Genomic DNA, 26,028 nt, shown 5'->3' on the forward strand with positions numbered 1-26,028 from the left:
CGGGTCATTAGCTCAGTTGGTAGAGCAGTTGACTTTTAATCAATTGGTCGATGGTTCAAATCCATCATGACCCACCACCCTCTAATACTTTCCTTTATATTCTTTTTTAAATTCCTATTCTAATTTTTATAAACAGCTTTACTAGTTTGCTGTTATTTGTGTTTATATTCTCGTATAATTCGCCCTAATTAATGCACTGTAGATAAGTGGTCGAGAACATGAGTCTAGCTCAAACTATTATGCCTGAAGGTTATATTTTCCCCCCTAAGCCAGCACCGTTAACAAATGACGAGCAAGGCGAATATAAAGCGCGTATAAAACAATTACTAAAAGATAAAAATGCAGTACTTGTTGCACATTATTATACCGATCCTGAAATTCAAGCACTTGCTGAAGAAACCGGCGGCTGCGTTGCCGATTCGCTAGAAATGGCGCGTTTTGGTGCACGTCACGATGCAGATATGATCATCGTCGCGGGCGTGAAATTTATGGGTGAAACAGCCAAAATTTTAACGCCAAATAAAACGGTTGTTATGCCAACGCTTGAAGCGACGTGTTCGCTAGATATTGGTTGCCCGATAGACGAGTTCTCAGCGTTTTGTGATGAGCACCCTGACCGTAAAGTGGTTGTGTATGCAAACACCTCTACCGCAGTTAAGGCGCGTGCAGATTGGATTGTAACCTCATCATGTGCACTTGAAATAGTAGAGCACCTTGATGAGCAAGGCGAAAAAATCATTTGGGGCCCAGATAAGCACCTTGGTAGTTATATTCAAAAAAATACCGGTGCTGATATGCTTATGTGGAATGGCGCATGTATTGTACATGACGAATTTAAAACTAAAGCCCTAAAAGATATGAAGGCGCTACACCCAGATGCAGGCGTATTAGTTCATCCTGAGTCACCAGCAGAAATTGTTGCACTTGCCGATTCGGTTGGATCTACGAGCCAATTAATTAAAGCTGCGCAAACAATGGACAATAAAAAGTTTATTGTAGCAACCGATCGCGGCATCTTTTATAAAATGCAGCAACTATGTCCAGATAAAGAGTTTTTTGCGGCTCCAACGGCAGGTGAGGGCGCTTCATGTAAAAGTTGCGCACATTGCCCTTGGATGGCAATGAATGGCTTAAAAGCGATTGAGGAAGCCCTCATAAGCCCTAAAGGTAAAGAAGTATTCGTTGATATGGATTTACGCGAAGGCGCACTTAAGTCGCTTAATCGCATGCTTGAATTTACTGCGAGCATGGCTAAGTAATTTTAAAAGTATAAATTAAAACGGTTAGGTCTTAGATTTAGCCGTTTTTTGTGCCTATAGATAAGCTATTGCTTGATAAGTAAGCATTTAAAGGCTCATATTTAAAAATGCCTTGCACCTTAAGGGTCTATTTCATACTATAGCGCGCTGTTGCATTACACAATTGCAGCACTGTGGAGGGATGGCTGAGTGGCTGAAGGCGCACGCCTGGAAAGTGTGTTTAGGTTTATCCCTAACGAGGGTTCGAATCCCTCTCCCTCCACCATTATTCTTAGAGCCCAGTTACTAATATCGAAAGGTATTAGTAACTGGGTTTTTTAATGCCTTCGCAATGACTAACTATTAACTAAATAGAGTGTTGATAACATGCCGACAAGCTCATGTTTTTCAATTGGCTTTGAAACGTAGCCATCAAATAACTGCCTGTATATTTCTTTTTGCTCTGTAAAAACATTAGCGGTTAACGCGATAACAATTTGTTCGTTATTAAGCGCCTTAATTTTTTTACATGCCTGAAGACCATCCATTTTAGGCATTTGAATGTCCATAAAAATAATGTCTGGCTTGTGTGACTCGTATAATGAGATTGCTTCTAAACCATTGTTAGCAATAATAATGGTGGCTTTTGTAGGCTCAAGCATCGCAGATGCAACAAGCTGATTTATTTTATTATCTTCAGCTAATAAAATAGTTTTTCCAGATAGGTCAGGAAGCTCAACATTTTTTGTTATTAATGTGCTTTCATCAATCTGTGCTTGTTTTAATGGTAAGTACACATAAAACTGACTACCTGAATCTAATTGGCTTGTTACTTTAATTTCGCCATTCATTAAACCTATTAATGATTTAGTAATAGGTAAACCAAGACCTGTACCGCCATATTCACGCGTAGTTGATTGCTCTGCTTGTTCAAAGCGCTCAAACAATCGCTCTATAGCCTGCTCAGAAATTCCAATTCCGGTGTCTGATATACAACAACATATTTTGTTTTCGTCGGTTAGCCTAAACGTTACTGTAACGCCACCTTGCGAGGTAAACTTAATCGCATTAGATATTAGGTTTAAAAATATCTGTCTGAGTCTAACGGGGTCGCCTACCCAATACTTATGCTCAATATTAATTATAAATTTGAGATATATATTTTTATCACTGGCTTGCAGGCCAAGATCAGACTCTAAGTGGTGAATAAGTTCAAAAAGGTCGAATGATTTATATTCTAATGAAAGCTTCCCAGCTTCAATTTTAGAAAAGTCGAGGATATCATTAATAATAGTGGTGAGTGAGCGGGTCGAATAAAGTGATTTTTTTAAATACTCTTTTGATTTTTCATTCAATGGCTGCTCTTGCAGTAACTGTAATGTACCTAGTATGCCGTTCATAGGTGTGCGTATTTCGTGACTCATATTTGCTAAAAATTCAGATTTAGCTTGTGATGCCTGTTCAGCTAATTCTTTAGCATGTCCGAGAGCTTGTTCGTGATTAATTTGTTCGGTCAAATCGTATGCTACACCCAAATAGCCAACAATTTCATTTTCGTTATTTAATAAAGAGGTGACACTTATATTAACTTGTATGTGCTCGCCTGTAGAAGAAATGTATGTCCACTGATTGATATCAGGCTCTGTAGCCGTTGCTTTTAAGATAAACACTTCAAAACCAGGGAAAACAGGTTCATTTAACTCTGCACTAAGCTGTTTGGCTTTTTTTATAATTTCTTCTTTTAAATGAAAAATACCCGGATTTTCAATTCCAATAACGTCTTGCGCTTTATAGCCTAATAACTTTTCAGAGGCGGGATTAAACAAAGTAATTAAGCCATTTATGTCGGTCGCAATAATAGAGTAACTGGCACTGTTTAAAATACTTTGTTGAAGCATACTTATATCGGCAATTTCTTTAGTACGTAATTTTACTTCTTTTTCTAATTTTAAATTTGTTTGCTGTAATGCGAGTTTATTTTTTTTAGCCTGAAGTGTTTTTCTCTTAATTCTTTGGCTTCTTCTAAAAATAAACAATTGCATTAAAAAAGCTATAAACATACAGCCAATAGTGGCGAAAGAGCCATTAACAATGGCTTGATACTGACTAGGAAGATGAAGGTTGTAAATAAAGGCGTCTGAGGCATTAATGGTAATTTTCCACGTTCTACCCATTAATTTTATAATTTTAGTTAATTGATAATCGTTAGTTGTGCTTTTTATGCCATAACTAAAAAAGTCAGTCTCAGTACTGTTATTTAAATCACTTATCGTTAGTTGATTTTCATCAATGTGTGAAAGTGAGTCTAAAATTTTATCGATTAATAACGGCGAATATGCCCAACCTAAAAGCTCATTAAGGCGCTGTTTTTTATTATCAGAAATAGTAATGGTTTTATATATTGGCACTAATATTAAAAAGCCTTGATGCGAGAGTTTACTCGCTTGCACTAAAGTCAGTGGCGCCGTTAATTGGGTTGTATTATTTATGGCAGCATTTAGTGCTGCCTGTTTGCGCATGCTCTCTGATCCAATATCTAATCCAATTGCTTGTAAGTTTTTTTGCTCAGGAAAAATATATTGAATTATAAAATGCTCATCACTAGTCGCTACGAGTGTATTCAAATTAAATGTCTGATCGGGTCTATCGTTTTTTGCATCATTCAAAAAATTATTTAATTGCTCAACGCCAACTTTTTTTATATAGCCAATACCATTAGCTCCAGGGAATTCTTTAGCGTAGTTACGGCTCCCAGAGTAGTTAGATATGGCTTGATAGTTTAAGTTACTTGCACCTATCCCATGTACAAAGCCCTTTAAACCAAATAGCCCATATTGATACAAATCTAGCCTACTGTTAATACCTGTAGAAATCGAGGAGAGGCGGTTATTAAGCGAACTGATTATTTTATTGTCTATAGATTCTTGGTGTTTAATATGAGCAAAGTAGGTAAGTATAATTCCCGTGACTAATAAAATGACGTGAGGAAGCAGTGAGATTAATAACCCTTTATTAACCGGCCGTGCTTGAATCATTAATTAATCCTTTTTCATGAGTCGCAGTAGGTGTGTTTCTATTTTAATAACGTGATAAATATAGCACCTATTATTCAAGACACAACTTTGTTATTAATTAGAATGTATATATTTTATAGAGATTTAGAGTAGGAGGAGTGTAAAAAGTTGATTTTAAGCATCAAGATAAAATTAAAATGCATATAAATATAATAATTTTTATGTTCTTCGCTACTTTATAGCGAACAACAAAAGTATTAGCTAAAGGTGCTGATTTTTATATTTATCGATTTTTTAGTGAATATTAGGTGCTCAAAAAACAACGGATAGCTTTTAGTTTTTGCTTATAACTTTACTTTGGTAAGTTTAAATAAAGTAAAATTTAACCAATATTATGACGCTTTTAAAGGGAACTATCGCTATAGGTACGAGCGAGCAAGAGACGATGCTCACCTTACTTTTATAATTCATCCGAAACAAAACAAACACTTAATATTTTATAATATGAAAATTAAAACATTAAAAACTTATATTGTTCTATATTTTAGTAGCGTGAAAGAAAAGGTGATTACTTAAAATGTAATTACCTTATGACATGTTTACCGTGTAGGTCGAAAAAATACACGCTGCTATGCACTGCACAGTTAAAACTTAAACAAAACAAGGTAACGGAGATAACTATGGCTCACCGAGTATCTAAATTACTTGCGGCAACAGGCGCAGTATTAACATGTATTTCTATTCCTTCGTATGCCGCTGTTAATGGGCTGACAGAACAAGATGAATTTAATATAAAACTTAGATCAATTTATTTTGACCGTGACTACGATAACGACGCAAGTGACGATTCAACTTTTGCTCAAGGTATAGAGCTCAATTACACATCGGGTTATATAAACGATTTAGTGAGTGTGGGTGTATCGACTTACACCGTTGTGGATATTAATTCTACGGGTTCAGCCGCAGGTAATATTTTGCCAGCAGGTAATGAGAGCGGTGGAGTTGACGATAGCTTTTCTAAATTTGGGCAATATTTTTTAGATTTTAAATTGGGCAACAACGGTCACGTTAAAGTGGGCGGGCAAAAAACCAAAAGTATGTTGCTTAAAAGCTCTGGGAGTCGGGCTATTCCTAATACTTTTAGAGGCGTTTTTGGCGATTACAAAATTGGTAACACTAAATTATACGGTTACGTTTACGATAAATGGAGCCGTCGACACGATGATAGATGGGAAGACTTTTCTACCGATCAATCGGCAACTGGTGCTATTAGCGTAATTTGGGGCGTAGGTGCTACGCATAAAAAAGACAATCTAATATTAGAGGCTGAATATTTAAATTCGCACAATTATTTAAGTAAAATCGGGTTAAAAATCAGTTACGACATTAAGCTTGAGCAAAGTAAGTTAACCCTTTCAACTGGCATATTTACCTTACAAGATGATGGCGATTTATTTGTAACAGGCGCAGAGGGTGGTGATTTAGATGATGAAGATGCACCTGGTGCATTAACAGGTTTAACCAAAAGTGAAAACGATGGGTTTGCCTATTACCTAGATGCTGATTGGAAAAAAGATATTTGGAGTGTAGGTGCGGCATTTACTAAAGTAAGTGATGCTTGGATTGAAGATAATTTCAGTGGCGACCATGGTACAAACCCATTTCCAACTCGCTCATTAATTGGTGCTGATTTAACAAACCAAAATGAAACATCATGGCAAGCTCGTTTAGGAATTGATTTGAAAGCAGTATCGCCTGGCTTAACAACTAAATTTTACTACACAGACGGCAGCGATGCTGAAAACTCTGCGTTGGGTAAGTTAGGCGGCACAGCCGACGAAAAATATTGGGCTATAGATACCCGCTATAAAGTTGAAAAAATAAAAGGCTTAAGCTTACGCTGGCTATTTGTAGATTATACAACCGAAAAATCAGGCAGTGTTGATGGTGTTAAAGGCGATAGAGCTGACCATCGAGTTTATGTAGATTACACTATTAAATTTTAACATGACTTTTAATAAGCCAATGCAAATTTTATGCATTGGTTTTGTTTCCTTTTTTAATTACCTTTATGATAAAACTAACAAATCAATAATAAAAATTAAGCTAATATATGTTTTCTCTTCAACAGTGGCAATCACAGGGTCAATTTACTCAAATTAGTGGCCATCAAATTTTTACTAAAACAGCTGGCGATATAACTAAGCCTGCGCTGCTTTTAATACATGGCTTTCCAAGTGCTAGTTGGGACTGGGAAGGTATGTGGCAAACGCTTAGTGAACATTATTTTGTAATTACACTCGATATGCTAGGTTTTGGTTTGTCAGATAAACCTAAAAATGCAGGCTATAAAATTACTGAACAAGCCGACTTATATACTCAATTTTTAAAAACGTTAAATATTAATGATATACATATTTTAGCTCATGACTATGGCGATACTGTGGCTCAAGAGTTATTAGCAAGGCAAGTCGTTAGCCAAAGTGACTTTAAAATAAACAGTGTGTGCTTTTTAAATGGTGGGTTATTTCCTGAGGTGCATAAACCCTTATTTATACAAAAGCTTTTACTTTCAAAGCTAGGTTGGATAGTGCCAAAATTAATGAATAAACAAAAATTTGCCAATAATCTAGTTACTATTTTTGGTAAAAGTACACCGCCTTCAAAACAAGTGGTAGACACCCTTTGGGAGTTGCTAATTTATAAAGATGGTTTAGCCGTTATGCCTAAACTCATTAGTTATATAAAGCAGAGGCAGCAAAACAGAGAACGCTGGGTTGGTGCCATCATAAATAACAATATACCACTTACGTTTATAGCAGGCGCAGAAGACCCCATCTCTGGTAAGCATATGATTGAGCATTATAAAAAGCTGATCCCCAATGCGCGCGTACAAGAGTTTGTAGAGCTTGGGCATTATCCGCAAGTAGAAAATCCAGATGCAATTACGCAGGCTTATTTGAATTTTAGATATTGCCAATAAAAACGCGGCTACTAAATTAAGTGCCGCGTTTATAAATTTTAGAACTCTGAGTATTTAGGCTTTGAACCTTAATATTTTTGCTTTGGTGCTTTTAATTGTTTTTCAAACTCATCTGAAAACAATATCGTGCCATCATCTTCCTCTGTAGGGAAGGCAGCAATAAGTAAGTCATCTTCCTCAAGGCCTGGTGTCCAGCGACTAAACCAGTCAGCAAGTGGGATTGCTTTAGCGCTGCAGCCAGCCCATTCTCCAGTTGCCCATGCTTCTGCAAATTCACGAGTTGGCCAAACTGGCACACAGTCGTCATCTTCGTTGGCAAGCATAACGCAGCCATCATCATCGTTTAAAATCCATACTTGCTTGAACTGTTGTACGGTTTCGAACATATAGGCTAGGCGTTTTTTTGCTCCAAGTCCTAAAATTACTGCGTGTTCTTCGCTTAAATTTGGCGTTGTCATAATTAGCTCACTTTTAATTACTATATCTAAATTATATGCACACAAGTATATCGAGTTATATGACAGAGTGTTGAAAAGTTGCTATTTAATTTCAGCAATGCAGATCTAATTTGTAGATTGATCAGTATAATTTCTCACTAATTTGAGCGATCATTCAAAAATAAGCTTGAATGTTTGTAAAAAGGCCACATTGTAGTAAGCATATACTTAATGAAGGATTGAAAAATGACAACTGATCTACTTGCTCCGTTTAAATTAAATAACACGATTGAGCTTAAAAACCGCGTACTTATGGCACCATTAACGCGTTGTATGGCTGATGATAACTTAGTGCCAACACAAGATATGGTCGAATATTATGCTCGCCGTGCCGAAACCGGTTTAATTATTAGCGAAGCAACTATTATTCGTCCAGATGGACAAGGTTACCCAAATACTCCGGGTTTATTTACCAGCGAGCAAATTCAAGGTTGGAAAAAAGTAACTGACGCTGTGCACGCTAATGGCGGCAAAATGTTTGCACAACTTTGGCATGTTGGCCGTGTTGCACACCCTCACTTTTTTGATGGCGATGTACTTGCTCCATCGGCAATTGGCGTTGAAGGCTCTGTCCCTCGTATGCGTGAGCTTACATACATCACACCAAAAGCAGCCACTACTGATGATATTAAAAGTCTAGTTGCTGATTTCGCAAAAGCTGCTGAAAACGCAATTGAAGCGGGTTTTGATGGGGTAGAGATTCACGGTGCTAACGGTTATTTAGTTGACCAATTTTTACATTACGCTGCAAATACACGCAGCGATGAGTACGGGCAAACGCCTGAAAATATGTCGCGTTTTGCACTAGAAGTAACCGATGCGGTTATTGCAGCTGTAGGCAGTGATCGTACTGCACTTAGATTAACACCGGGTGCTTACTTTAATATGAGCGAAGATAGCCGCGATAAAGCGGTATTTGATTACTTATTACCAGAGCTTGAGAAGAGAGATTTAGCGTACTTACACGGCGGTATTTTTGACGACGGCATGCGCTTTGACTCGCTTGAAGGCAAAAGCATCTCTGAATTTTTACGTGCAGGCTACAAAGGTACATTAGTAGGTGTAGGTAGTTATAGTTTTGAGTCAGCAAAAGAGGCTATTAACGATGCTAAGTTTGACTTAATCGCTATTGGTCGTCCACTTATTGCAAATCCAGATTATATTAGCAAGGTTGCAAACGGTGAAGAGTTAGTACCATACAGCGAGGAAATGCTAGCTGAATTGAAATAAATTACTATTTGTAATAAGTTCTAGAAAATAATTAAGACACCCAAAGTTAAACCTTTGGGTGTCTTTTTTTGTACATATTCCCGCCATAAATCTTCCATATTTGTTTAATTTTTATGTAAATAAAGTTCATCCTCGTTGTCATATTTAAAATTCATACTGTCCGCGTTTTCATATTTCATAATTAAAATCAAACGGGACAACAATGTACGCTTTAAAAAACAAATCGCTTTTGAGCATGGCAATTGCTATGGCTGTATCAACATCTAGTTATGCTAACGACAACACCATAGAAGAAGTAACCGTGGTTGCTAAACCAACGAGCTACGCTAACAATGTTATTGAGCCTGCAATGCTTGAGCAACAAAGTTCGGTATCGAGCATATTATCGGTTATTGATAATTTACCGGGTATTAGCATAAATGAAGGTGATGCATTTGGTGGCGACGATTGGTCTACTACAATCACCATGCGTGGTTTTAGTATTGATGGAAACCAACAACAATTAGGTATGACCGTTGATGGCATTCCCAATGGTGGCTCTAATTATGGCGGTGGTGCTAAAGCTAACCGTTACCTAGATAGCGAAAACCTTGCAACGGTTGAAGTAGGTCAAGGTACGTCTGATATTAAGTCGGCTTCACTTGAAGCACTAGGCGGGACATTTAACTTTGTAAGTAAAGACCCAAGCCTTGAAAAAGGCACTACCTTTGCTTATACATCAGGCAGCCACGATGCCACGCGTTATTATATTAAACACGAAACAGGCACTGTTTTTAATAACACACAAGCGTACGTAAGTTACTCGCAAACAGATACAAGCCGCTGGATTGGTTCTGGCAGTAATGGGGGTAAAGACAACCAACACGCAGAGCTTAAGTTTGTATCTAATTTTGACGACTTAACACTTACCGGACGTTTATCTTACGACGATGTAAGCGAGACAAACTATAACAGCGTAAGCCTTGAGCAGTTTGAACAAACGACCGATTGGGATCAGCTAACATGGAATTGGACAGGAGTTCCGCACTTTGACCAAATGTTTGCAGAAGGTTGGGGAACGCTTCGTGAAAATACCTTAGGCTATTTAAAATTTGAATACGCGATTTCGCCAACTTCATTATTAACCGTTAGTCCTTATTACCATAAAAATTCAGGTCGTGGCGATTGGATCCCACCTTACTTAACAACGCCCGTTGATGAAAATGGCGACCCAACAACCGAGGGCGGTACTAATGCAGGCTCTTATGGTTTTGCTGATAGTGAAGGCAATCCGCTTGCACCAAATGCCGATTGTACGCAAAGTTTGAGCTGGCCATGGGAGTCGGGTCCTGGTTTAAATCCTGCGTGTTACGATGCAACAGCAACGCCGGTTATGTCTTACCGCCATACGCATTACAACAAAGATCGCTTAGGTGTAACGGCAAATTACCAAGCTACATTTGGTGATCACGATATAGAAGCGGGCTTTTGGTATGAGCAAAGCGAGCGTGACGAGTCGCGTGATTGGCACAAAGTAATTGACGCGCGTATTTATCATCACTTTGATAGCACACCTTACTGGACACAATACAAAAACACTTTTGATACCGATACATTCAAATGGTACCTACAAGACTCGATTAATTTTGGTGACTTAACATTAAATATTGGTGCAAAACAATATTTAGTTGAATTACAAAAGTACGACCACTTTGCTAACGAAAGATCAGATAAAGTAGATAGCGACTCAGACGTGTTATTTAGCGGGGGTGTATTGTATCAGCTAAATAACAGCACAGAATTATTTGCCAGTTACAGCGAGAATTTTTCAGCAATAAAAGACGGTGTACTTGAGCGAGACAGCTCAACGCTTACAAACATAGAGCCAGAAACTGCCGACAACATCGACTTTGGTGTACGTTATCAAGCTGACAGACTAACTCTTACAGCAACGGCTTACAGTGTTAAGTTTGATAATCGCATTACCTTTATTGCCCCTGGTAGTGGCACAGACGGCATTGATTACACGATTGGTACAAATGGCTCGTACGTAAATGTAGGGGGTATTGACTCAAATGGGCTCGAGCTTGCAGCAAGCTATATGCTAACACCAAGCTGGAGCGTGTACTCGTCGTATACGAATAGCAGTTCTGAGTATTCATCCGATGATCCAAATGCATACGATTCACAAGGCGTAATATTAAGAGATGAAAGTGGTAATGAGGTAGCACCAAGCTTTAGAGAAGGCGACAGCATAATAGATTCATCAGAGGATTTATTTGTGGTATCTACCGATTACTTTAGCGATGGCTTTCGTGTTGGTTTATCGGCTAAATACACCGGTGAGCGCTTAGGCGCATGGCAAGACGAAGACACTCGCACGCGCAATAAAGTAGACGGCTACACAGTACTTGATTTTAATGCAGGTTATTCAACTGACGTAGATGCCGGCCCGGTTAAAGCCATTGACGTATCGTTTGTTGTTTATAATGTTACTGACAAAAGCTACTTAGCAGGTGGTACCGGTAACGGCGCTACTTATTACATTGGTGCGCCTCGCACCGCAGCAGTTACATTTACCGCTGACTTTTAATTAGGTTTTAGTAATTGAATTAAAATAAAGCCCATCATTGATGGGCTTTATTATATGAAAGGGCGCAAACGCGATGAAAACAATTATAAAAGTAACACTATTTAGCTTAAGTGTATTAGCGAGCAACTTTGCAACAGCAGCGCAAAATGTAGTGCTGATAACGCTTGATGGAGTACGCTGGCAAGAAGTATTTAACGGGGCTGATAATAGCTTAATTAATAATACTGATTTTGTTAAAAAGCCTGAGCAATTAAAGAGACAATTTTGGGCAAAAACAGCAAATGAGCGCCAGCAATTACTTATGCCTTTTTTAACGCAAGTAGTGGCTAAACAAGGCGTAATTATTGGCGATAGAGCTAACGGCTCTACTATGTCGGTAAGTAACCCGTGGTATTTTTCATACCCTGGTTACAACGAAATACTCACCGGTGAAGTTGACGAAAGTATAAATAGTAACAACAAAGTGCTCAACCCAAATAAAACTATTTTAGAGCGTTTAGATAAGTTACCTGAGTTTAAAGGTAGCACAGCCTTATTTGGTAGTTGGGATGTATTCCCATACATTGTAAATACTAAGCGCAGTAACGTGTATGTAAATGCAGGTTTTATGTCAATTGAAGAGAATTTATTCACTGATGCGCCACTCTTAAATGCGCTACAAAGTGAAATCCCCAGTCCTTGGTATAACGTACGACTAGACAGTTTTACATATCGCTTTGCTAAAGCGTATATGTTGGCTAAAAAGCCTAAGTTGTTAGTGATAAGTTTAGGCGAAACCGATGACTTTGCGCATGATGGTCATTACGATCAATACCTTAAATCGGCAAGGCAAAGTGACGCTTTTATAAAAGACTTATGGGCAACTATTCAAACTACAGCGGGTTATAAAAATAACACCACACTAATTATTACTACTGATCACGGCCGTGGCAATAATGCCAATGATTGGCAACATCACAGCTCTAAACGTGCACTTGCTGAGCTAGAGTTAGGTGAAAATACCTACCCAGAAGGAATTGTCGGCTCTGAACATATTTGGCTTGCAGCCATCGGCCCCGCAATAAAAGGACGGGGCTTAATTAAAACTGAAAATGAGCTTAAACAAGTACAAATAGCAGCGACCGTTTTAAAGGCTCTTGGGCAGAATCCAAATGAAATAAATTCAAATATGGCGCCAGCTATTAGCGAGATTTTAAAATGAAGAACCTATTAAAACCATTAAACCTATCTGCCTTGGCGCTGAGTTTGGTTATTAGCGCAAGTGTTACTGCCGCGCCATCTAAAATTCTATTTGGTTCGTGTGGGCATCAAGATAAAAACATACCCATATTTAATACAATTAACAAAGAGCAGGGGGATTTGTTTATATTTTTGGGTGACAATATTTACGGCGATACCAACGATATGGATGTACTTGCCGAAAAATACCAACGTTTAGGGGCAAAGCCTGGTTTTAAAACGTTAAAAGCGCAAACGCCTATCATTGCCATGTGGGATGACCACGATTATGGCCAAAACGATGCAGGTAAAGAGTATTCGCATAAAGAGCAATCACGCCAAATTATGCTTAATTTTTGGGATGAACCTGTAAACTCAGCGCGTCGCACTCGTCCTGATGGAATTTATACCTCGTACATGTATGGTGAAAATGAGCAAACCATACAAGTAATAATGCCTGATTTACGTTGGAACCGTGATGCGCTAAACCATGTAGGTGAGCTTGAATACTACACTAAGCGCAAATTTAATAACCAAGGACCGTATAGTCCTAGTGAAGTGAAGGGCGCATCAATGCTAGGTGAAGCCCAGTGGCAATGGCTTGAACAAGAGCTTAAAAAGCCTGCTGCAATAAAATTGATTGCCTCAAGCTTACAGCTTTTACCCAATTTTACAGGTTGGGAGTCATGGGCAAACTTTCCTGAAGATAGAAACCGTTTATTTGCATTGATTAAAAAGCATAAGGTAAATGGGGTAGTGATCATCAGCGGCGATACGCACTGGGGTGAAATATCAAAGTATCAGCAAAACCTTGATTACCCATTAATTGAGATGACCAGCTCTGGCTTAACTGAAAAGTGGAAAGATGTAAGCCCTAACAAACACCGAGTAGGGAATTTTACTCATAACGTAAATTATGGTGATTTAAGCATAGACTGGCAGCAAATTGACCCCACTATTTCACTTAAATTAAAAGGCATTGATGGCGAAGTAATAATGCAAAGTGACTTTAGTTTATCAAGTATTAGCCCTTATAAATAAACTCACTACTACGCACAGTATATAAAATAGATGCTGTGCGTATAAAATCTGTAAGTTAGTTCTTAACCCTCTGATTTATTAAAGCCAATTACCCGTTTGCGCTACCCCTAATATTGAAAATATCTTACACTGGTTTTATCTCAAGCAAGGTCAGTGTTATATGCTAAATATTATTCAATCAAACCGGATGGAAGCCCTGCAAGCGCAGTTCCACCAGCTGTTAAAAGTAAACCCATTGCAAAGCCCGTTCGACAAAGAAGTAGTGCTAGTGCAATCGCCGGGTATGTCGCAGTGGTTAAAAATAGGTTTGAGCGAAAACTTAGGGGTTGCGGCGCAGGTAGATTTTCCGCTGCCGTCGAGCTTTATTTGGCAGTTGTATCAGCAATTACTGCCAAATGTCCCTAAAGAGTCGGCATTTAATAAACCTAACCTTGCTTGGAAACTGTTTGCAATTTTACCTAACTGTATTGATGAGCCATTATATTTGCCGCTAAAAACCTATTTAGAAGGCGATATCGACGGGCAAAAAACCTTTGCGCTGTGCGAAAAAATAGCCGATGTGTACGACCAATATTTAATGTACCGACCGCACTGGATAGCCACATGGGGTAGTGGCAAAGATGAGCTTGATGACGTAGATGTAACCATTGCCCCATGGCAACCTGACTTATGGCGACGCATTGTAAAGCTAAGTCAAGATCTTGGGCAAAGCCAATTTCATCGCGCTAACATGCAAGGGCAGCTACTTGCAGCCCTTGAGACGATGGATAATAGCTTACTGCCACAACGCATTAGCTTATTTGGTATATCGGCGATTGCCAGTTCCCAGCTAGAGGTGTTTGAAGCGCTGAGTAAAAAAACTGAGGTTATATTATTCTTTTTTAACCCGAGTGAGCATTACTGGGGCGATATTATAGATGAAAAAACAGCAGCTAAAATAAGCGCTAAATACGCCAAAATGCCGCTGGTGGAAGCGCAACAAAAAAAACAAACCAACCCAGATGAAGAATACTACTTTATAGGTAATCCGTTGTTATCGTCGTGGGGTAAATTAGGTCGCGACTATTTTGAACAACTTGTACAGTTAGATGCCCGTTGGATTGATGGTTTTATTGATGTGTTTGACGACACCTTACTAGGGCAAGTACAAAGCGAGATTTATCAGCTTGCGTTTAAAGGCGAATCACTGACCGATAACAAAGAGTGGTTTATAAACGACGAAGGTAAATTACCAATCAGCGCAACCGACACCAGTATTACGCTCAGCGATTGCCATACACCGCTCAGAGAAGTTGAGCGCTTGCACGACTACTTACTTAACTTGTTTAATCAAAACCCAACGCTTACCCCCAAAGACATAATTGTCATGATGCCCGATGTAGGCACTTACAGCCCTTATATTGAAGCCGTATTTGGCGGGGCACAAGGCAGCCGCTTTATTCCTTACGCATTGGCCGATTTAGCCATAGAGCAAGAAAAGCCTGTCCTTAGTTCATTTGCGAGTTTAGCTAACTTACCGTTTTCGCGCTTTGGTGTGTCGGATATTCTCGATTTATTACAAGTGACGCAAATAGCCGAAAAATTTGGGCTTGAAGCACACGAATACGAGCAAATTCAATACTGGCTTGAACGTGTTGGGGTTAAATGGGGTATAAACGCAGCGCATAAAAGAAGCTTTGATTTACCCGCTATCGATTTAAATACCTGGCAACATGGGCTTAACCGTTTACTGCTTGGTATTGCTATGCGCGACGAACAATGCCCGTTTAACGGTATTTACAGCGCTGACGAAGTAGAAGGCATGGCGCTTGATACACTCAATAAGCTCGTGCACTTTATTGATGTACTGCAAAGCTTTAAAGAGCAGCTAACGCCTGATGACACGCTCACTAATAAAGCGCATATTTTAAGCGAGCTATTAAACGCCATATACGAAAGTGAAAGTGACGACAGCTGGGATTTATTAGTACTTCAAAACGTGCTCGAAGAGTTACAAAAGCACCACGACAACGGCGATTACAGCAAAGCGGTTTCGCAGCGTATTGTTAGTTACTTAGTTAAACAAGGCATTCAAGAAAAAGGCGTAGGGCAGCGATTTTTGGTTGGGCAAGTAAACTTTTGTACGCTTATGCCCATGCGCGCCGTACCATTCAAAGTGGTATGCATGCTGGGCTTAAACGATGCCGACTACCCGCGTAACGTACAACCTATTGGTTTTGATTTAGTGCCTTATTCTAAAAAGCAAAAAGGTGACCGATCACGTAAATTAGATGACCGTTACTTATTTTTAGAAGCGCTACTGAGTGCCCGCGACAATTTATACATGAGTTACATTGGTCGCTCGTGTTTTGATAACCAACCGCGTATGCCATCAACCCTTGTAAGCGAGCTGTTAGAATATATTGGGCGTAGTTTTGAATTAAGCGATAAAAGCGAAAAAACGCTGCCCGCATGTCTAATTAATCAGCAGCATTTACAGCCTTTTAATAGCCATTATTATTTAGCCGATGAGCAAGCCAATACTGTGCTGAGCAACCACAGTTACAATCCAATTTGGCTGCCAAGTGAGTCAATTAAACCAGAGCCAGTTATTGCACTTGATGTGACTGTGCCAGATCAGTTAGATCTTGATGTGTTTATTAGAAGTGTGTGCAGCGCACAAGAGAGCTTTTATCAACAAACATTAGGTTTACGCCTGCCACAATTTAACGAAGTAGCAAAAGACGAAGAACCCTTTAGCCTAGATGCGCTGCGCCGTTATTTTTACCTTGATGAAATACTTAAAGCCAATATAAACGAGCAACCACTGAGTACCGAGCAAATACTGCAACGAGGTGAGTTACCTCAAGCCAATGTAGGCAGCCTCATATTTGAAAGTATGGAGCACCGAGTTGATGCGCTTGCAGGGCAAGTAAAAGAGCACATTAAAGGTGGGAAAAGTGAGCCAATAGAAGTTTTACTTACTATTGAAGGCACCAAAATAGAGGGCTGGCTCAATCATGTTTATTTGCAAAAACAAGTGTTTTATCGCAGTGCGAGTATTAAAGCGAAAGATTTAATTAAAGGCTTTATTTATCACCTCGCAGCGCAAAGTATGGATCAACAAGTAGAAACATTGTTACTTGGGCTTGATAAGCAAATTACCTTTGCGCCAATTAATAAAGCTGATGCCGATGCACTATTAGCCGATTGGTTTGAGTTATACAAAGCGCTGCGCGCAGAGCCTGTGCCGTTTTTTCCGGTAAGTGGTTATGAGTACGTTAAAAGCGGCGGCGATATAACAAAAGCAATGAGCAAATTTAGCCCGCAATACATAGGGCGAGGCGAGGGCGAAAATCCGTATATTCGCTTAACGGTGCAATCGCTAAACGATTGCCAAGACGAATTTATAAAATGGAGTGATAAATTGCTCACGCCTTTATTTGAACACGCAAAGGAGAGTGACCATGCAAGCGCTTAATCCTCTTACTATGCCGCTCATTGGTCAAAGTTTAATAGAAGCCAGTGCGGGTACTGGTAAAACTTATACAATTACGGGGCTGTATTTACGTTACTTACTAGGTATGCAAATAGAGGGTGAGTTAAATACGCCGCTCAGTGTTGAGCAAATTTTGGTAGTAACCTTTACCGACGCTGCCACCCAAGAAATTAAAGACCGCGTACGCAGCCGAATTATTGCTGCGCGCGACGCATTGCTTGGGCAAGACCCAAACGACGAACTCATTGAAGGCGTAATTGCCAAAATTGATGATAAGCACCGCGCCTTTGATTTACTCGATGCAGCTGCTAAATCAATGGACGAAGCGGCTATTTTTACTATTCATGGCTTTTGTCAGCGGATGCTAAAACAACATGCGTTTGAGTCGGGAGTGGCGTTTAATCTCGAATTTATTTTAGATGAGCGCGACATATTACTCGAAACCATTAAAGATTTTTGGCGTGCGTTTGTATACCCACTTAACAAAGAGCGCACCGATGCTATTTTAGATGTATTTGCCGCACCAGAGGCTTTATTCGCTCAAGTGGCGAGCATTTTAAATAAAGCCAATGCGCACATTACGCCACAAATAAATTTAGACGATGTGTGGAAGGCGCGTGACGAGTACATAACCCGTGTGCCTGCATTTAAAAAAGCGGTGTTAGAGCAAGAGTTTATAGGTGCTATTAAAAGCTCGGGTTTGAGCGGGTCTAAAACGCCAGCACGAAAAGGCAGCCTGAGTGCGCTTGAAGCATTTTGTTTAGGCGGCGATTTGTTTTTTGAATTTGGCACTAACAAGTATTCGTTTGAAGTGTGGAGTACAGAAAACTTAAGCGATGCAGGCAACTATAAAAAGAATCAGCCATTATTTGTGCATCCATTACTGAGTCAATTTGACGAGCTTGCCGCCCTTAACAACACCATAGACCAAGGGCTTAAAATAGCAGTTATACAACATGCAGCACGCTGGGTAAAAGCCGCAATAGTTAAGCGCAAGCAAGAGCAAAGCGTGATCACCCCAGATGACTTACTGACCAATTTACACAGTGCGCTTAATAACGAGCAAGGCGACGTACTAGCGCAAAAAATTGCGCAGTTGTTTCCGGTTGCCATGATTGATGAATTCCAAGATACCGATCCGATTCAGTACGGTATTTTTAGTAAAATTTATGGGCAACAAAATACCACGCTTGCCATGATAGGCGACCCCAAACAGGCTATTTATGGCTTTAGGGGGGCGGATATTTTTACGTATATTGGCGCAAAAGAGGCAGTGCAGACTGATCAGCAATTTACGCTGGGGACTAACTTTCGCTCAAGCACCGATATAGTCAATAGCGTTAATAGTTTATTTGGCAAACACGCTAACAGCTTTATTTATAACGACGCCATACCCTTTAACGCAGTGGCTGCTAAAGGCAAAAAAGCAGATGATTCTTTTTTAATTGATGGCAAACCCGCTACCGCATTCGAATTTAATGTATTTGTAGATGAAGCCGCCGATGAAAAGAACAAACCAACTAACAAAGGTGTAGGGCAAGCGCATTTAGCCACTCACTTTGCTAATAAAATAGTGACCCTGCTTGAAAAAGCTAAACAGGGGGACGCGTGTATTGGCAATAACCCAGTAAGTGCCGCTGATATTTGTATATTAGTGCGCGACCGTGTTGAAGCGCAAATAATGAAAAAAGCGCTAGATGATGCCAAAATTTCCAGCGTGTATTTATCGCGAGAAAGCGTTTTTAGCCAAGAGCTTAGCCATCACCTACTTAACTTTTTAACGGCGCTACATGGTCAATATGACGAGTCATTGCTGCGCGGTGTTTTAGCTGGTCCACTATTTTGTTTAAGTTATAACGAAATACATGCACTCGCCGATGATGAAAATAAATGGCAAGACTACTTAAACTTTTTTGCACAACTTAGCCACATTTGGAACAAGCAAGGCGCTATGGCAATGCTTGAGCGCTTAATGAGCCATAACCAGCTTAGCGCTAAATGGCAGGGATTGGGATATAACGTTGAGCGTTGGCTGACAGACTTTAGGCACTTGGGCGAAATACTTCAGCAAAAACAAATAGAGCTTGAAGGCACGCTACGTTTACTGCGCTGGTTTGCACAAAAGGTAAGCCAACAAGACGGTGAAACAGTACAAGTGCGCCTAGAAAGTGACGCCAACTTGGTTAAAATTGTCACTATGCATGCCTCAAAGGGGCTTGAATACCCTTTGGTATTTATGCCGTTTGCCAGTGGCTATCGCGAAACAAAAGAAGCGCTTTATCATAATAATGGCAAGCTAGTTTACGATTTAAGTAAAGACGAAGATGCACTGCAAAAAGCAGAGCAAGAGCGCCTAGCTGAAGATTTACGCCTGCTGTATGTAGCACTTACTCGCGCTGTGCATTTTTGTGCGCTTGGTGTTTATAACATTGGGCAAGGGCAAAGTAGCCGCTTAGCTATGCAAAGTAGTGCACTAGGACACGTGTTATTTGCAGGGCTTGAACTTGCCAGTAGCCAAACATGGCGCACGCATTTAAGTGAGTTTTGCGACGCTAACAGCGCGATGAGCTATCAGCAATTTACCTCACAAACGTTATTAGAGCAGGGAACACTTTGTTTTAGTAATAGCAAAATTGCCCAGCAAACATTAAGTGTTAATAGAGTAACAGTAAATATTGAGCGTAACTGGCGAGCAACCAGCTTTAGTGCGTTGAGCTTTAAAAAGCACAGCGACCAATTAGCACCAGGGCGAAGTGATGAAGATCACGAAAAAGACGAGTTTGCAGTGCAAGAGGACGAACTACCATCACCTTATAGTTTTCCTAAAGGGCCAAAGCCTGGTAGCTGTTTACACGAAATATTTGAACAAATAGATTTTACTAGCCCAATAGTTCACCCAACTAATACCGAGCAAAACTTATCTGAGGTAGTTAAGCGCAGCCTTGAAAAGTACCACATAGGTGAGCAATGGCGAGAAGTGGCTGAAAAGTGGGTACTTGATGTTCTTGCGTGTCCCCTAGATAACAGCTCTCAAGAAAACAGCCTTCTTTCATTGGGTGTGCTTACACCCAATGATTGCCTAGTCGAAATGGAATTTAATTTACCACTTGAGAGCTTAAGTGCACCTAAGCTAAACGAAATGTTGGTTAAACATTTTGGCTTTACGCAAAGTAAGCTTGAATTTTCACAAGTAAAAGGCTTGTTAAAAGGCTTTGTCGATTTAATATTTTGCTACCAAGGTAAGTATTATATTTTAGATTATAAGTCTAATTATTTAGGTAGCACGCCAGCTGATTACGAGAGCGACATGCTTGAGCAAGCGATGAGCAGTCATCAGTACCATTTACAGTATTTAATTTACACCGTAGCACTGCATCGTTTATTAAAACAACGTATAGCTGATTACTCAATAGAAACCCATTTAGGCGGCGTGTATTACACGTTTTTACGTGGGATGCCGGCAGGGCAAGGCGTGTACTTTAAAAAGCTAACTGTAGAGCAAGTAACTATTTTAGATGGCTTATTTAGCCAAGGAGCTATGCTATGAGCGATTTAAATGAGCAACCTGGCTTGTTTGACGATATAGACGAGACACTTAATAATGAAGCAGCAGAGCCTATTACCTCAAAAAATGTAGCACAAGATGCCCCATTAGAGGACATTGTGTTAAACAATACGATTACAGAGGTCCCGTTACTTGAGTATTTATTAGCGCAAAATCGACTACGTGTGGTTGATGTAAAGCTTGCCGAATTACTGTGTGCTAATGACATTGAGCAAACTCACAATGAACTGTTTTATATTATTTTATTGCTGTGCTTATCGCAGCAAAGCCAACATAGCTGCCTAACCTTAAATGAAGTTGATTGGAGTAATCCTTTTAACTTGCGCAAAAGTGACTTTAATAAACTCGATGGCAATGTACCCAGTACGCTAAGCCCGTTTAGTGATAATTTTAATGTGCGCACAGCGCTTAGTTATTTACAAAGCCATGAAAGCGTAGGCGAGAGTAAACCACTACAATTGTTTAACGAGCGACTTTATTTTGCGCGCCTTGCAGGTTATGAGCAAACACTCGCAGATAGATTATTAAGCATGAGCGAGCGAAAGCTCAATATTAATAATGAAGTATTGGCTGAACTTTTAAATACCTATTTTCCTGCTGATTCAACAATTGAAACTGATTGGCAAAAAGTGGCGTGCGCGATTGCTGCAACCAAAGGCTTTAGTGTGATCACGGGTGGGCCTGGCACAGGTAAAACCACTACAGTGACTAAGTTGTTGGCTATTTTACAGTCACTTTATGAAACAGCACCCCTTAGCATTAAACTTGTGGCCCCTACAGGTAAAGCCGCTGCACGCTTGAGTGAGTCAGTCTTGGGTGCTAAAAATAAACTAACAATTATTCCTGATAATATTAAAACGCTGATACCACAAAACGCTCAAACTATTCATCGCTTATTGGGCGTAAAACCGTTTACTAATAAATTTAGGCATAACAAAAGCAATCCGCTGCATTTAGATGTGCTGATTATTGATGAAGCCAGTATGGTCGATTTATCGCTGATGGCTAAATTAATAGAAGCGCTGCCTGCGCACGCGCGATTAATACTTTTAGGTGACAAAGACCAACTTGCCTCGGTGGATACCGGCAGCGTAATGAGCGATTTATGCCAAGGTTTAACACTTGGGCAAACGCCACGCTATTCGCCATCGCGTTGCGATGAGCTAAATAATTTATGTTTTAATAATGAGCCAAAGCTCGCAGCGCAAAGCGCGAGTGAATTTAAACTCGCAGATTGCATTGCTTTTTTACAGCACAGTTATCGATTTGACGCACAAAGCGGTATTGGTCAACTCGCACTTGCGGTAAACACTAATAACACCGGTATTTTAAATTACGTAGAGCAAGAAAGTAGTGAAGGGCGTTTTAACGATGTGATTTTAGATTACGACTTTGTAGCAAAATCAATTGAAAAGCTCGTTAAAAGTGCAGCGAGTCATTATGCAAAATACCTCAACTTAATAGCCCAAGGTGCAAGTGTTGCACAGGTACATGCCGCTTTTGCTAGTTATCAGCTTTTAGCAGCAGTACGAGAGGGCGATTATGGCGTTAATAGCCTAAATCAACGAATAGAGCGTGTGTTGCAACAGCAAGGTTTAATAACAGTTAGCCCTAATACTCATCACTATACGGGCATGCCTATTATGGTGAGCCAAAACGACTACCAGCTTAAGTTATTTAACGGCGATATTGGTATTTTAATGCCCGATGAAAGTGGGCAGCTCAAAGCCATATTTATTGATGAGCAAGGTAATCAACGAGCATTTTCGCCAGCACGACTCCCTGCGCACGATAAAGTCTATGTAATGACTATTCATAAATCACAAGGTTCAGAGTTTAGCTACACAGCCATGGTACTGCCACCGCTAAAACAAGCGCGCATGGGTATTAACAGGCAATTAGTGTATACGGGAATAACCCGCGCTAAAAATAAGTTTGAGCTGGTGGCTGACAAAAAAGTACTGCAATTAGCAATGAATAAAAGCGTATCGAGAGCGTCTGGATTGTATGAAAGATTAAAGTTTGAGAATTAAAGGTTCTGCTGGGGCATAGAAGTTATTTTATTGATGTATCCACATATTTGTAGATACCAGTGTTTATGTATTGGCTATTTTAAAACTTTCTGAATCTAGTAATTAAAGCTCTTATTATTTATCGCGTTATAAATAATATCTTCTATAATAAAATTAATTTCATTTCATATCGAATGTATTGGTAGGGATATTAATGTTTTTTTCTAAAAATAAACAAAACGAAATAGCTTCTCTAAAAGCTGAACTTTACCCATTACAACAAGTGTGGGAAGGGCTTTACCGAGAGATGTTAGTACTGAACATTCTTTATGATGGCCGAATTTCGCACGCCAACGATAGATTTTTAGAAAACCTAGGCTACAGTGAAGACGATCTAACTAATAATTCTTTTGATGATTTTATTACAGATTCGTCTCGTCAATCTTCAGAATTTAAAAGCCTACAGCAAGCTATAAAAAAAGAAGGGCATTGGGGCGGTGCATTACAAGTTATGCGCAGCGATGGCAAAGCTGAATGGTTACGTTTAATAGTACATCCTGTAAAAGGGGAGCAAGATCAGTTGCTCTATTTTTCTATATTCGGGAGTGTGCTTACAAAAACAATTACGGCTTCTCGCGAGCAAAGCGACACTATTAAAGCGATATATCGCTCTATGGCGGTAATTGAATTTGATTTAGAGGGCCATGTGTTAAAAGCAAATGATCAGTTTTTAGCTGCAATGGGTTATCAAGAAAGTGAATTAATAGGAAAGCACCATCGCACATTTTGTGAGGCTTCAGAGTACAACTCCCAAGAATATCTGCAATTTTGGGCTAAATTAAGAGAAGGTAAGTTTATTGCTGAGCGCTTTAAGCGCGTAGATAAACATGGCAACATTGTTTGGCTAGAAGCGTCATATAACCCAATCTCAAATGACGCGAATGAGCTTTATAAAGTAATGAAGTTTGCAACTGTTATCACTGATCAAGTAAATCAAGAAATTGCGATATCACAAGCTGCCGAAATTGCTTATAGCACCTCAACCCAAACTGATAAAAAAGCAGAGCAAGGCGCGAGCGTTATACAAGATACAGTCGCAGTAATGACTGAGCTGGCTATTAACATGGAGCAAGCTGCAAATGAAATTTCAGCGCTTGATCAGCAGTCGCAACAAATATCGAGTATTGTACAAAGCATTAGTAGTATTGCTGAGCAAACAAATTTATTAGCATTAAATGCCGCAATTGAAGCGGCAAGAGCTGGCGAGCAGGGGCGAGGCTTTGCTGTGGTTGCAGATGAAGTGCGATTGCTTGCATCGCGTACCTCAAAAGCAACAGAAGAAATTGTAGAAGTTGTACAGCGCAACCAATCACAAACCCAAAATACGGTGGCTGTAATAGAAAAAGGTAAAGAGAAGGCAGAGCAAGGCTTGGCGTTATCTAAAGAATCTGGTGAAGTGATGCAAGAGATCCAACAAGGTGCACAAGAAGTTGTAAATGCAATTGGGCAATTTACCAGTGAACTTAAAGCTAACGGTTAGATTAGCTTCGTCCTTATTCTAAAGCGGGCACTTTCAATGGTATCCGCTTTAATCTTACTACCCTCAATATACCCCTTGAAACCCATCTAATAATTTCAAATATAACAACTATACCTCTATTAACTCATTAATCAGTATGAAATAAGTTTCTTCTCTTCCCTAAATGATAATAAGTTGTTGCATTTTTGTTCGTTGTTCCTAATACTAGAGTCTGTTGATCTTTCAAGGTTAAATTTGCAGCAGTCTGTTTGGTATTTAGGCAAGGCAGAGCCTAAGTAGTGTGGTTGTTCCCCATAAATAGGCGATAACGTAGCATTAATGCCAAACAGACGCTGCCCAAAGGATACTTCCTAGAGGCTATTTACTCTTTGTTGCTCGGTTTTTACTTAGCCCACTAGGTTACAAATCTCGCGCCGTGATTAAATAGCCTCTAGTTTGAACAAATTTTAATCCGCAAAGAACAACAGACCCTAGTGAACACCTAAGCTGACAAGCTTATGTAAACCAACATGAATACCTTAAATGATAATAAAATATTAAGTACACAACATTAAGGAATTGTATGAACAACACAAAGCGTACACACAAATTAATTAAGCCAAGCCACCTAATTGGTGCGGGGTTAGCTATGTTAATGAGCTTTTCTGCAGCGAGTAAAGACTACAAAATTATATTAATTCATGGGTTACAAACTTCGCAAATAACAAATAAGTCGGGTAGTGATGTAATCAATGATGGTGAAACATATTGGCAATCGTACTGGAATAATCGTGCAGATGAGCGAATTGATTGGCCTGCTTATGAGCGTATTGAAGGTAAAATTGCTACCGATTGGGTGTGGCCAAAGCTAAAGCAAATTTCACGCTCTAATTTATGCAGTGATGGCTGTGTATTTGTAACACATTCAACAGGAGACTTAGTTGCACGCCATATTATTGATAATCAAGAAAACTGGTTAGAAAACGAAGGCTTAGAGCCGCTTAATATTGTTGCTACGTTTGATTTAGCAGGCGCGGGTGGTGGAAGTGAGCTGGCTGACGTAGCTGTTAGTGCTTTAACTGGCGCATCATGGAACTTTGCGGTCGATGCAGCACTCAAATGGTGGCTAGGAAGTGATGTAACCGAGGCCGTTGGTGTATTACACGATTTAAAAGTGAATAATGCACGTAAAATATCTCCATTTCCTGATGCACGTACACCTCGTTTACGCTTTGTTGCCGATGGAAATGCATATTTGGGTTTAACGGGTGGTTTTTTAAAAGGCAATGATGATTCGGTTGTTGCATCGCACTCTTCATGTGGTGCCAGTTCGGCTGGCTCGTTTGGAAGTTGTAGCAGCAGTATTGATACAAATGGCCATTTAAAATCGCAAGGTGATGCAGTAAGTAGCTTTATGCCAAACCATTATCCAATGATGATGAGTGACAGTTATAGCCATAACGAAATACATAACGCGCAGCGAAAAGGTAATGTAACAATAGCCATGAATAACGTAAATGTGGAAGGTGACAATGTAGGTTTTAATACGTTTGATAAAACTACAGGTAGTTGGTTTTGGAAAAAACAATATCGTTATATTAAGGATTCAAATAATTTAAGCGCATCAGCACTTATTTATAATGTGATTCCATAACATACAA

14 protein-coding genes and 2 tRNA genes are annotated in these 26,028 nt (G+C 39.6%); 14 read left to right on the forward strand and 2 right to left on the reverse strand.

All coding sequences use genetic code 11. The annotated features are described in order from the left end of the window. Window position 1 precedes the first annotated feature (1 nt). From AAEY62_RS03030 to AAEY62_RS03040, 3 genes are all read left to right on the forward strand, one after another. Window positions 2-77: transfer RNA gene (locus tag AAEY62_RS03030), tRNA-Lys, on the forward strand. Between the two features lie 141 nt (window positions 78-218). Further along, window positions 219-1,259, forward strand: a complete 1,041-nt coding sequence (nadA, locus tag AAEY62_RS03035; protein ID WP_007580396.1) for a quinolinate synthase NadA — start codon at window positions 219-221, stop codon at window positions 1,257-1,259. A gap of 175 nt (window positions 1,260-1,434) precedes the next feature. Further along, a tRNA-Ser gene (locus tag AAEY62_RS03040) sits at window positions 1,435-1,524 on the forward strand. Between the two features lie 70 nt (window positions 1,525-1,594). On the opposite strand, the gene AAEY62_RS03045 is transcribed toward AAEY62_RS03040, so the two are convergent. Continuing rightward, on the reverse strand, window positions 1,595-4,273 hold the full coding sequence (locus AAEY62_RS03045; protein WP_350634584.1) for a CHASE domain-containing protein: 2,679 nt from the start codon (window positions 4,271-4,273) through the stop codon (window positions 1,595-1,597). Between the two features lie 659 nt (window positions 4,274-4,932). Between AAEY62_RS03045 and AAEY62_RS03050 the strand changes: the two genes are divergently transcribed. Both AAEY62_RS03050 and AAEY62_RS03055 read left to right on the forward strand, forming a co-directional pair. Further along, window positions 4,933-6,258 (forward strand): OprD family outer membrane porin, encoded by a 1,326-nt coding sequence (locus tag AAEY62_RS03050; RefSeq protein ID WP_350634585.1) that lies wholly within the window; start codon window positions 4,933-4,935, stop codon window positions 6,256-6,258. A 107-nt stretch (window positions 6,259-6,365) separates the two neighbouring features. Beyond that, complete coding sequence (locus AAEY62_RS03055) at window positions 6,366-7,235, forward strand: alpha/beta fold hydrolase (RefSeq protein WP_007585607.1); 870 nt, start codon at window positions 6,366-6,368, stop codon at window positions 7,233-7,235. A 68-nt stretch (window positions 7,236-7,303) separates the two neighbouring features. Here the strand turns inward: AAEY62_RS03055 and AAEY62_RS03060 are convergent, their stop codons facing one another. Continuing rightward, entirely contained in the window at window positions 7,304-7,693 is a 390-nt protein-coding gene (locus AAEY62_RS03060) for a DUF2750 domain-containing protein (RefSeq protein WP_007585609.1), read from the reverse strand. Window positions 7,694-7,918: 225 nt separating this feature from the next. Here AAEY62_RS03060 and AAEY62_RS03065 point away from each other — a divergent pair, with 225 nt between their 5' ends. From AAEY62_RS03065 to AAEY62_RS03105, 9 genes are all read left to right on the forward strand, one after another. Continuing rightward, on the forward strand, window positions 7,919-8,962 hold the full coding sequence (locus AAEY62_RS03065) for an alkene reductase (RefSeq protein ID WP_350634586.1): 1,044 nt from the start codon (window positions 7,919-7,921) through the stop codon (window positions 8,960-8,962). A gap of 202 nt (window positions 8,963-9,164) precedes the next feature. Then, window positions 9,165-11,534, forward strand: a complete 2,370-nt coding sequence (locus tag AAEY62_RS03070) for a TonB-dependent receptor domain-containing protein (protein WP_350634587.1) — start codon at window positions 9,165-9,167, stop codon at window positions 11,532-11,534. A gap of 73 nt (window positions 11,535-11,607) precedes the next feature. Further along, on the forward strand, window positions 11,608-12,735 hold the full coding sequence (locus tag AAEY62_RS03075; RefSeq protein ID WP_197189204.1) for an alkaline phosphatase family protein: 1,128 nt from the start codon (window positions 11,608-11,610) through the stop codon (window positions 12,733-12,735). Further along, complete coding sequence (locus AAEY62_RS03080; RefSeq protein ID WP_350634588.1) at window positions 12,732-13,793, forward strand: alkaline phosphatase D family protein; 1,062 nt, start codon at window positions 12,732-12,734, stop codon at window positions 13,791-13,793. Before AAEY62_RS03075 ends, AAEY62_RS03080 begins: the two co-directional genes overlap by 4 nt. A 160-nt stretch (window positions 13,794-13,953) precedes the next feature. Further along, window positions 13,954-17,253, forward strand: a complete 3,300-nt coding sequence (gene recC / locus AAEY62_RS03085) for an exodeoxyribonuclease V subunit gamma (protein ID WP_350634589.1) — start codon at window positions 13,954-13,956, stop codon at window positions 17,251-17,253. Continuing rightward, a complete protein-coding gene (gene recB / locus AAEY62_RS03090) occupies window positions 17,240-20,818 on the forward strand; it encodes an exodeoxyribonuclease V subunit beta (protein ID WP_350634590.1) in 3,579 nt (1,192 codons plus the stop codon). Before recC ends, recB begins: the two co-directional genes overlap by 14 nt. Further along, entirely contained in the window at window positions 20,815-22,869 is a 2,055-nt protein-coding gene (gene recD, locus AAEY62_RS03095) for an exodeoxyribonuclease V subunit alpha (RefSeq protein ID WP_350634591.1), read from the forward strand. The genes recB and recD overlap by 4 nt, the downstream gene beginning before the upstream one ends. A gap of 193 nt (window positions 22,870-23,062) precedes the next feature. Then, window positions 23,063-24,388 (forward strand): methyl-accepting chemotaxis protein, encoded by a 1,326-nt coding sequence (locus AAEY62_RS03100; RefSeq protein WP_101163322.1) that lies wholly within the window; start codon window positions 23,063-23,065, stop codon window positions 24,386-24,388. A 562-nt stretch (window positions 24,389-24,950) separates the two neighbouring features. After that, window positions 24,951-26,021 (forward strand): hypothetical protein, encoded by a 1,071-nt coding sequence (locus AAEY62_RS03105; RefSeq protein ID WP_024590468.1) that lies wholly within the window; start codon window positions 24,951-24,953, stop codon window positions 26,019-26,021. Window positions 26,022-26,028 lie beyond the last annotated feature (7 nt).

This window comes from Pseudoalteromonas sp. GW168-MNA-CIBAN-0100, from assembly GCF_040309225.1.
GTDB lineage: Bacteria > Pseudomonadota > Gammaproteobacteria > Enterobacterales > Alteromonadaceae > Pseudoalteromonas > Pseudoalteromonas arctica.

Coding starts and splice junctions, on each gene's coding strand:
- nadA (WP_007580396.1), top strand. CDS start 219: ATGAGTCTAGCTCAAACTATTATGCCTGAAGGTTATATTTTCCCCCCT.
- AAEY62_RS03045 (WP_350634584.1), bottom strand. CDS start 4,273: ATGATTCAAGCACGGCCGGTTAATAAAGGGTTATTAATCTCACTGCTT.
- AAEY62_RS03050 (WP_350634585.1), top strand. CDS start 4,933: ATGGCTCACCGAGTATCTAAATTACTTGCGGCAACAGGCGCAGTATTA.
- AAEY62_RS03055 (WP_007585607.1), top strand. CDS start 6,366: ATGTTTTCTCTTCAACAGTGGCAATCACAGGGTCAATTTACTCAAATT.
- AAEY62_RS03060 (WP_007585609.1), bottom strand. CDS start 7,693: ATGACAACGCCAAATTTAAGCGAAGAACACGCAGTAATTTTAGGACTT.
- AAEY62_RS03065 (WP_350634586.1), top strand. CDS start 7,919: ATGACAACTGATCTACTTGCTCCGTTTAAATTAAATAACACGATTGAG.
- AAEY62_RS03070 (WP_350634587.1), top strand. CDS start 9,165: ATGTACGCTTTAAAAAACAAATCGCTTTTGAGCATGGCAATTGCTATG.
- AAEY62_RS03075 (WP_197189204.1), top strand. CDS start 11,608: ATGAAAACAATTATAAAAGTAACACTATTTAGCTTAAGTGTATTAGCG.
- AAEY62_RS03080 (WP_350634588.1), top strand. CDS start 12,732: ATGAAGAACCTATTAAAACCATTAAACCTATCTGCCTTGGCGCTGAGT.
- recC (WP_350634589.1), top strand. CDS start 13,954: ATGCTAAATATTATTCAATCAAACCGGATGGAAGCCCTGCAAGCGCAG.
- recB (WP_350634590.1), top strand. CDS start 17,240: ATGCAAGCGCTTAATCCTCTTACTATGCCGCTCATTGGTCAAAGTTTA.
- recD (WP_350634591.1), top strand. CDS start 20,815: ATGAGCGATTTAAATGAGCAACCTGGCTTGTTTGACGATATAGACGAG.
- AAEY62_RS03100 (WP_101163322.1), top strand. CDS start 23,063: ATGTTTTTTTCTAAAAATAAACAAAACGAAATAGCTTCTCTAAAAGCT.
- AAEY62_RS03105 (WP_024590468.1), top strand. CDS start 24,951: ATGAACAACACAAAGCGTACACACAAATTAATTAAGCCAAGCCACCTA.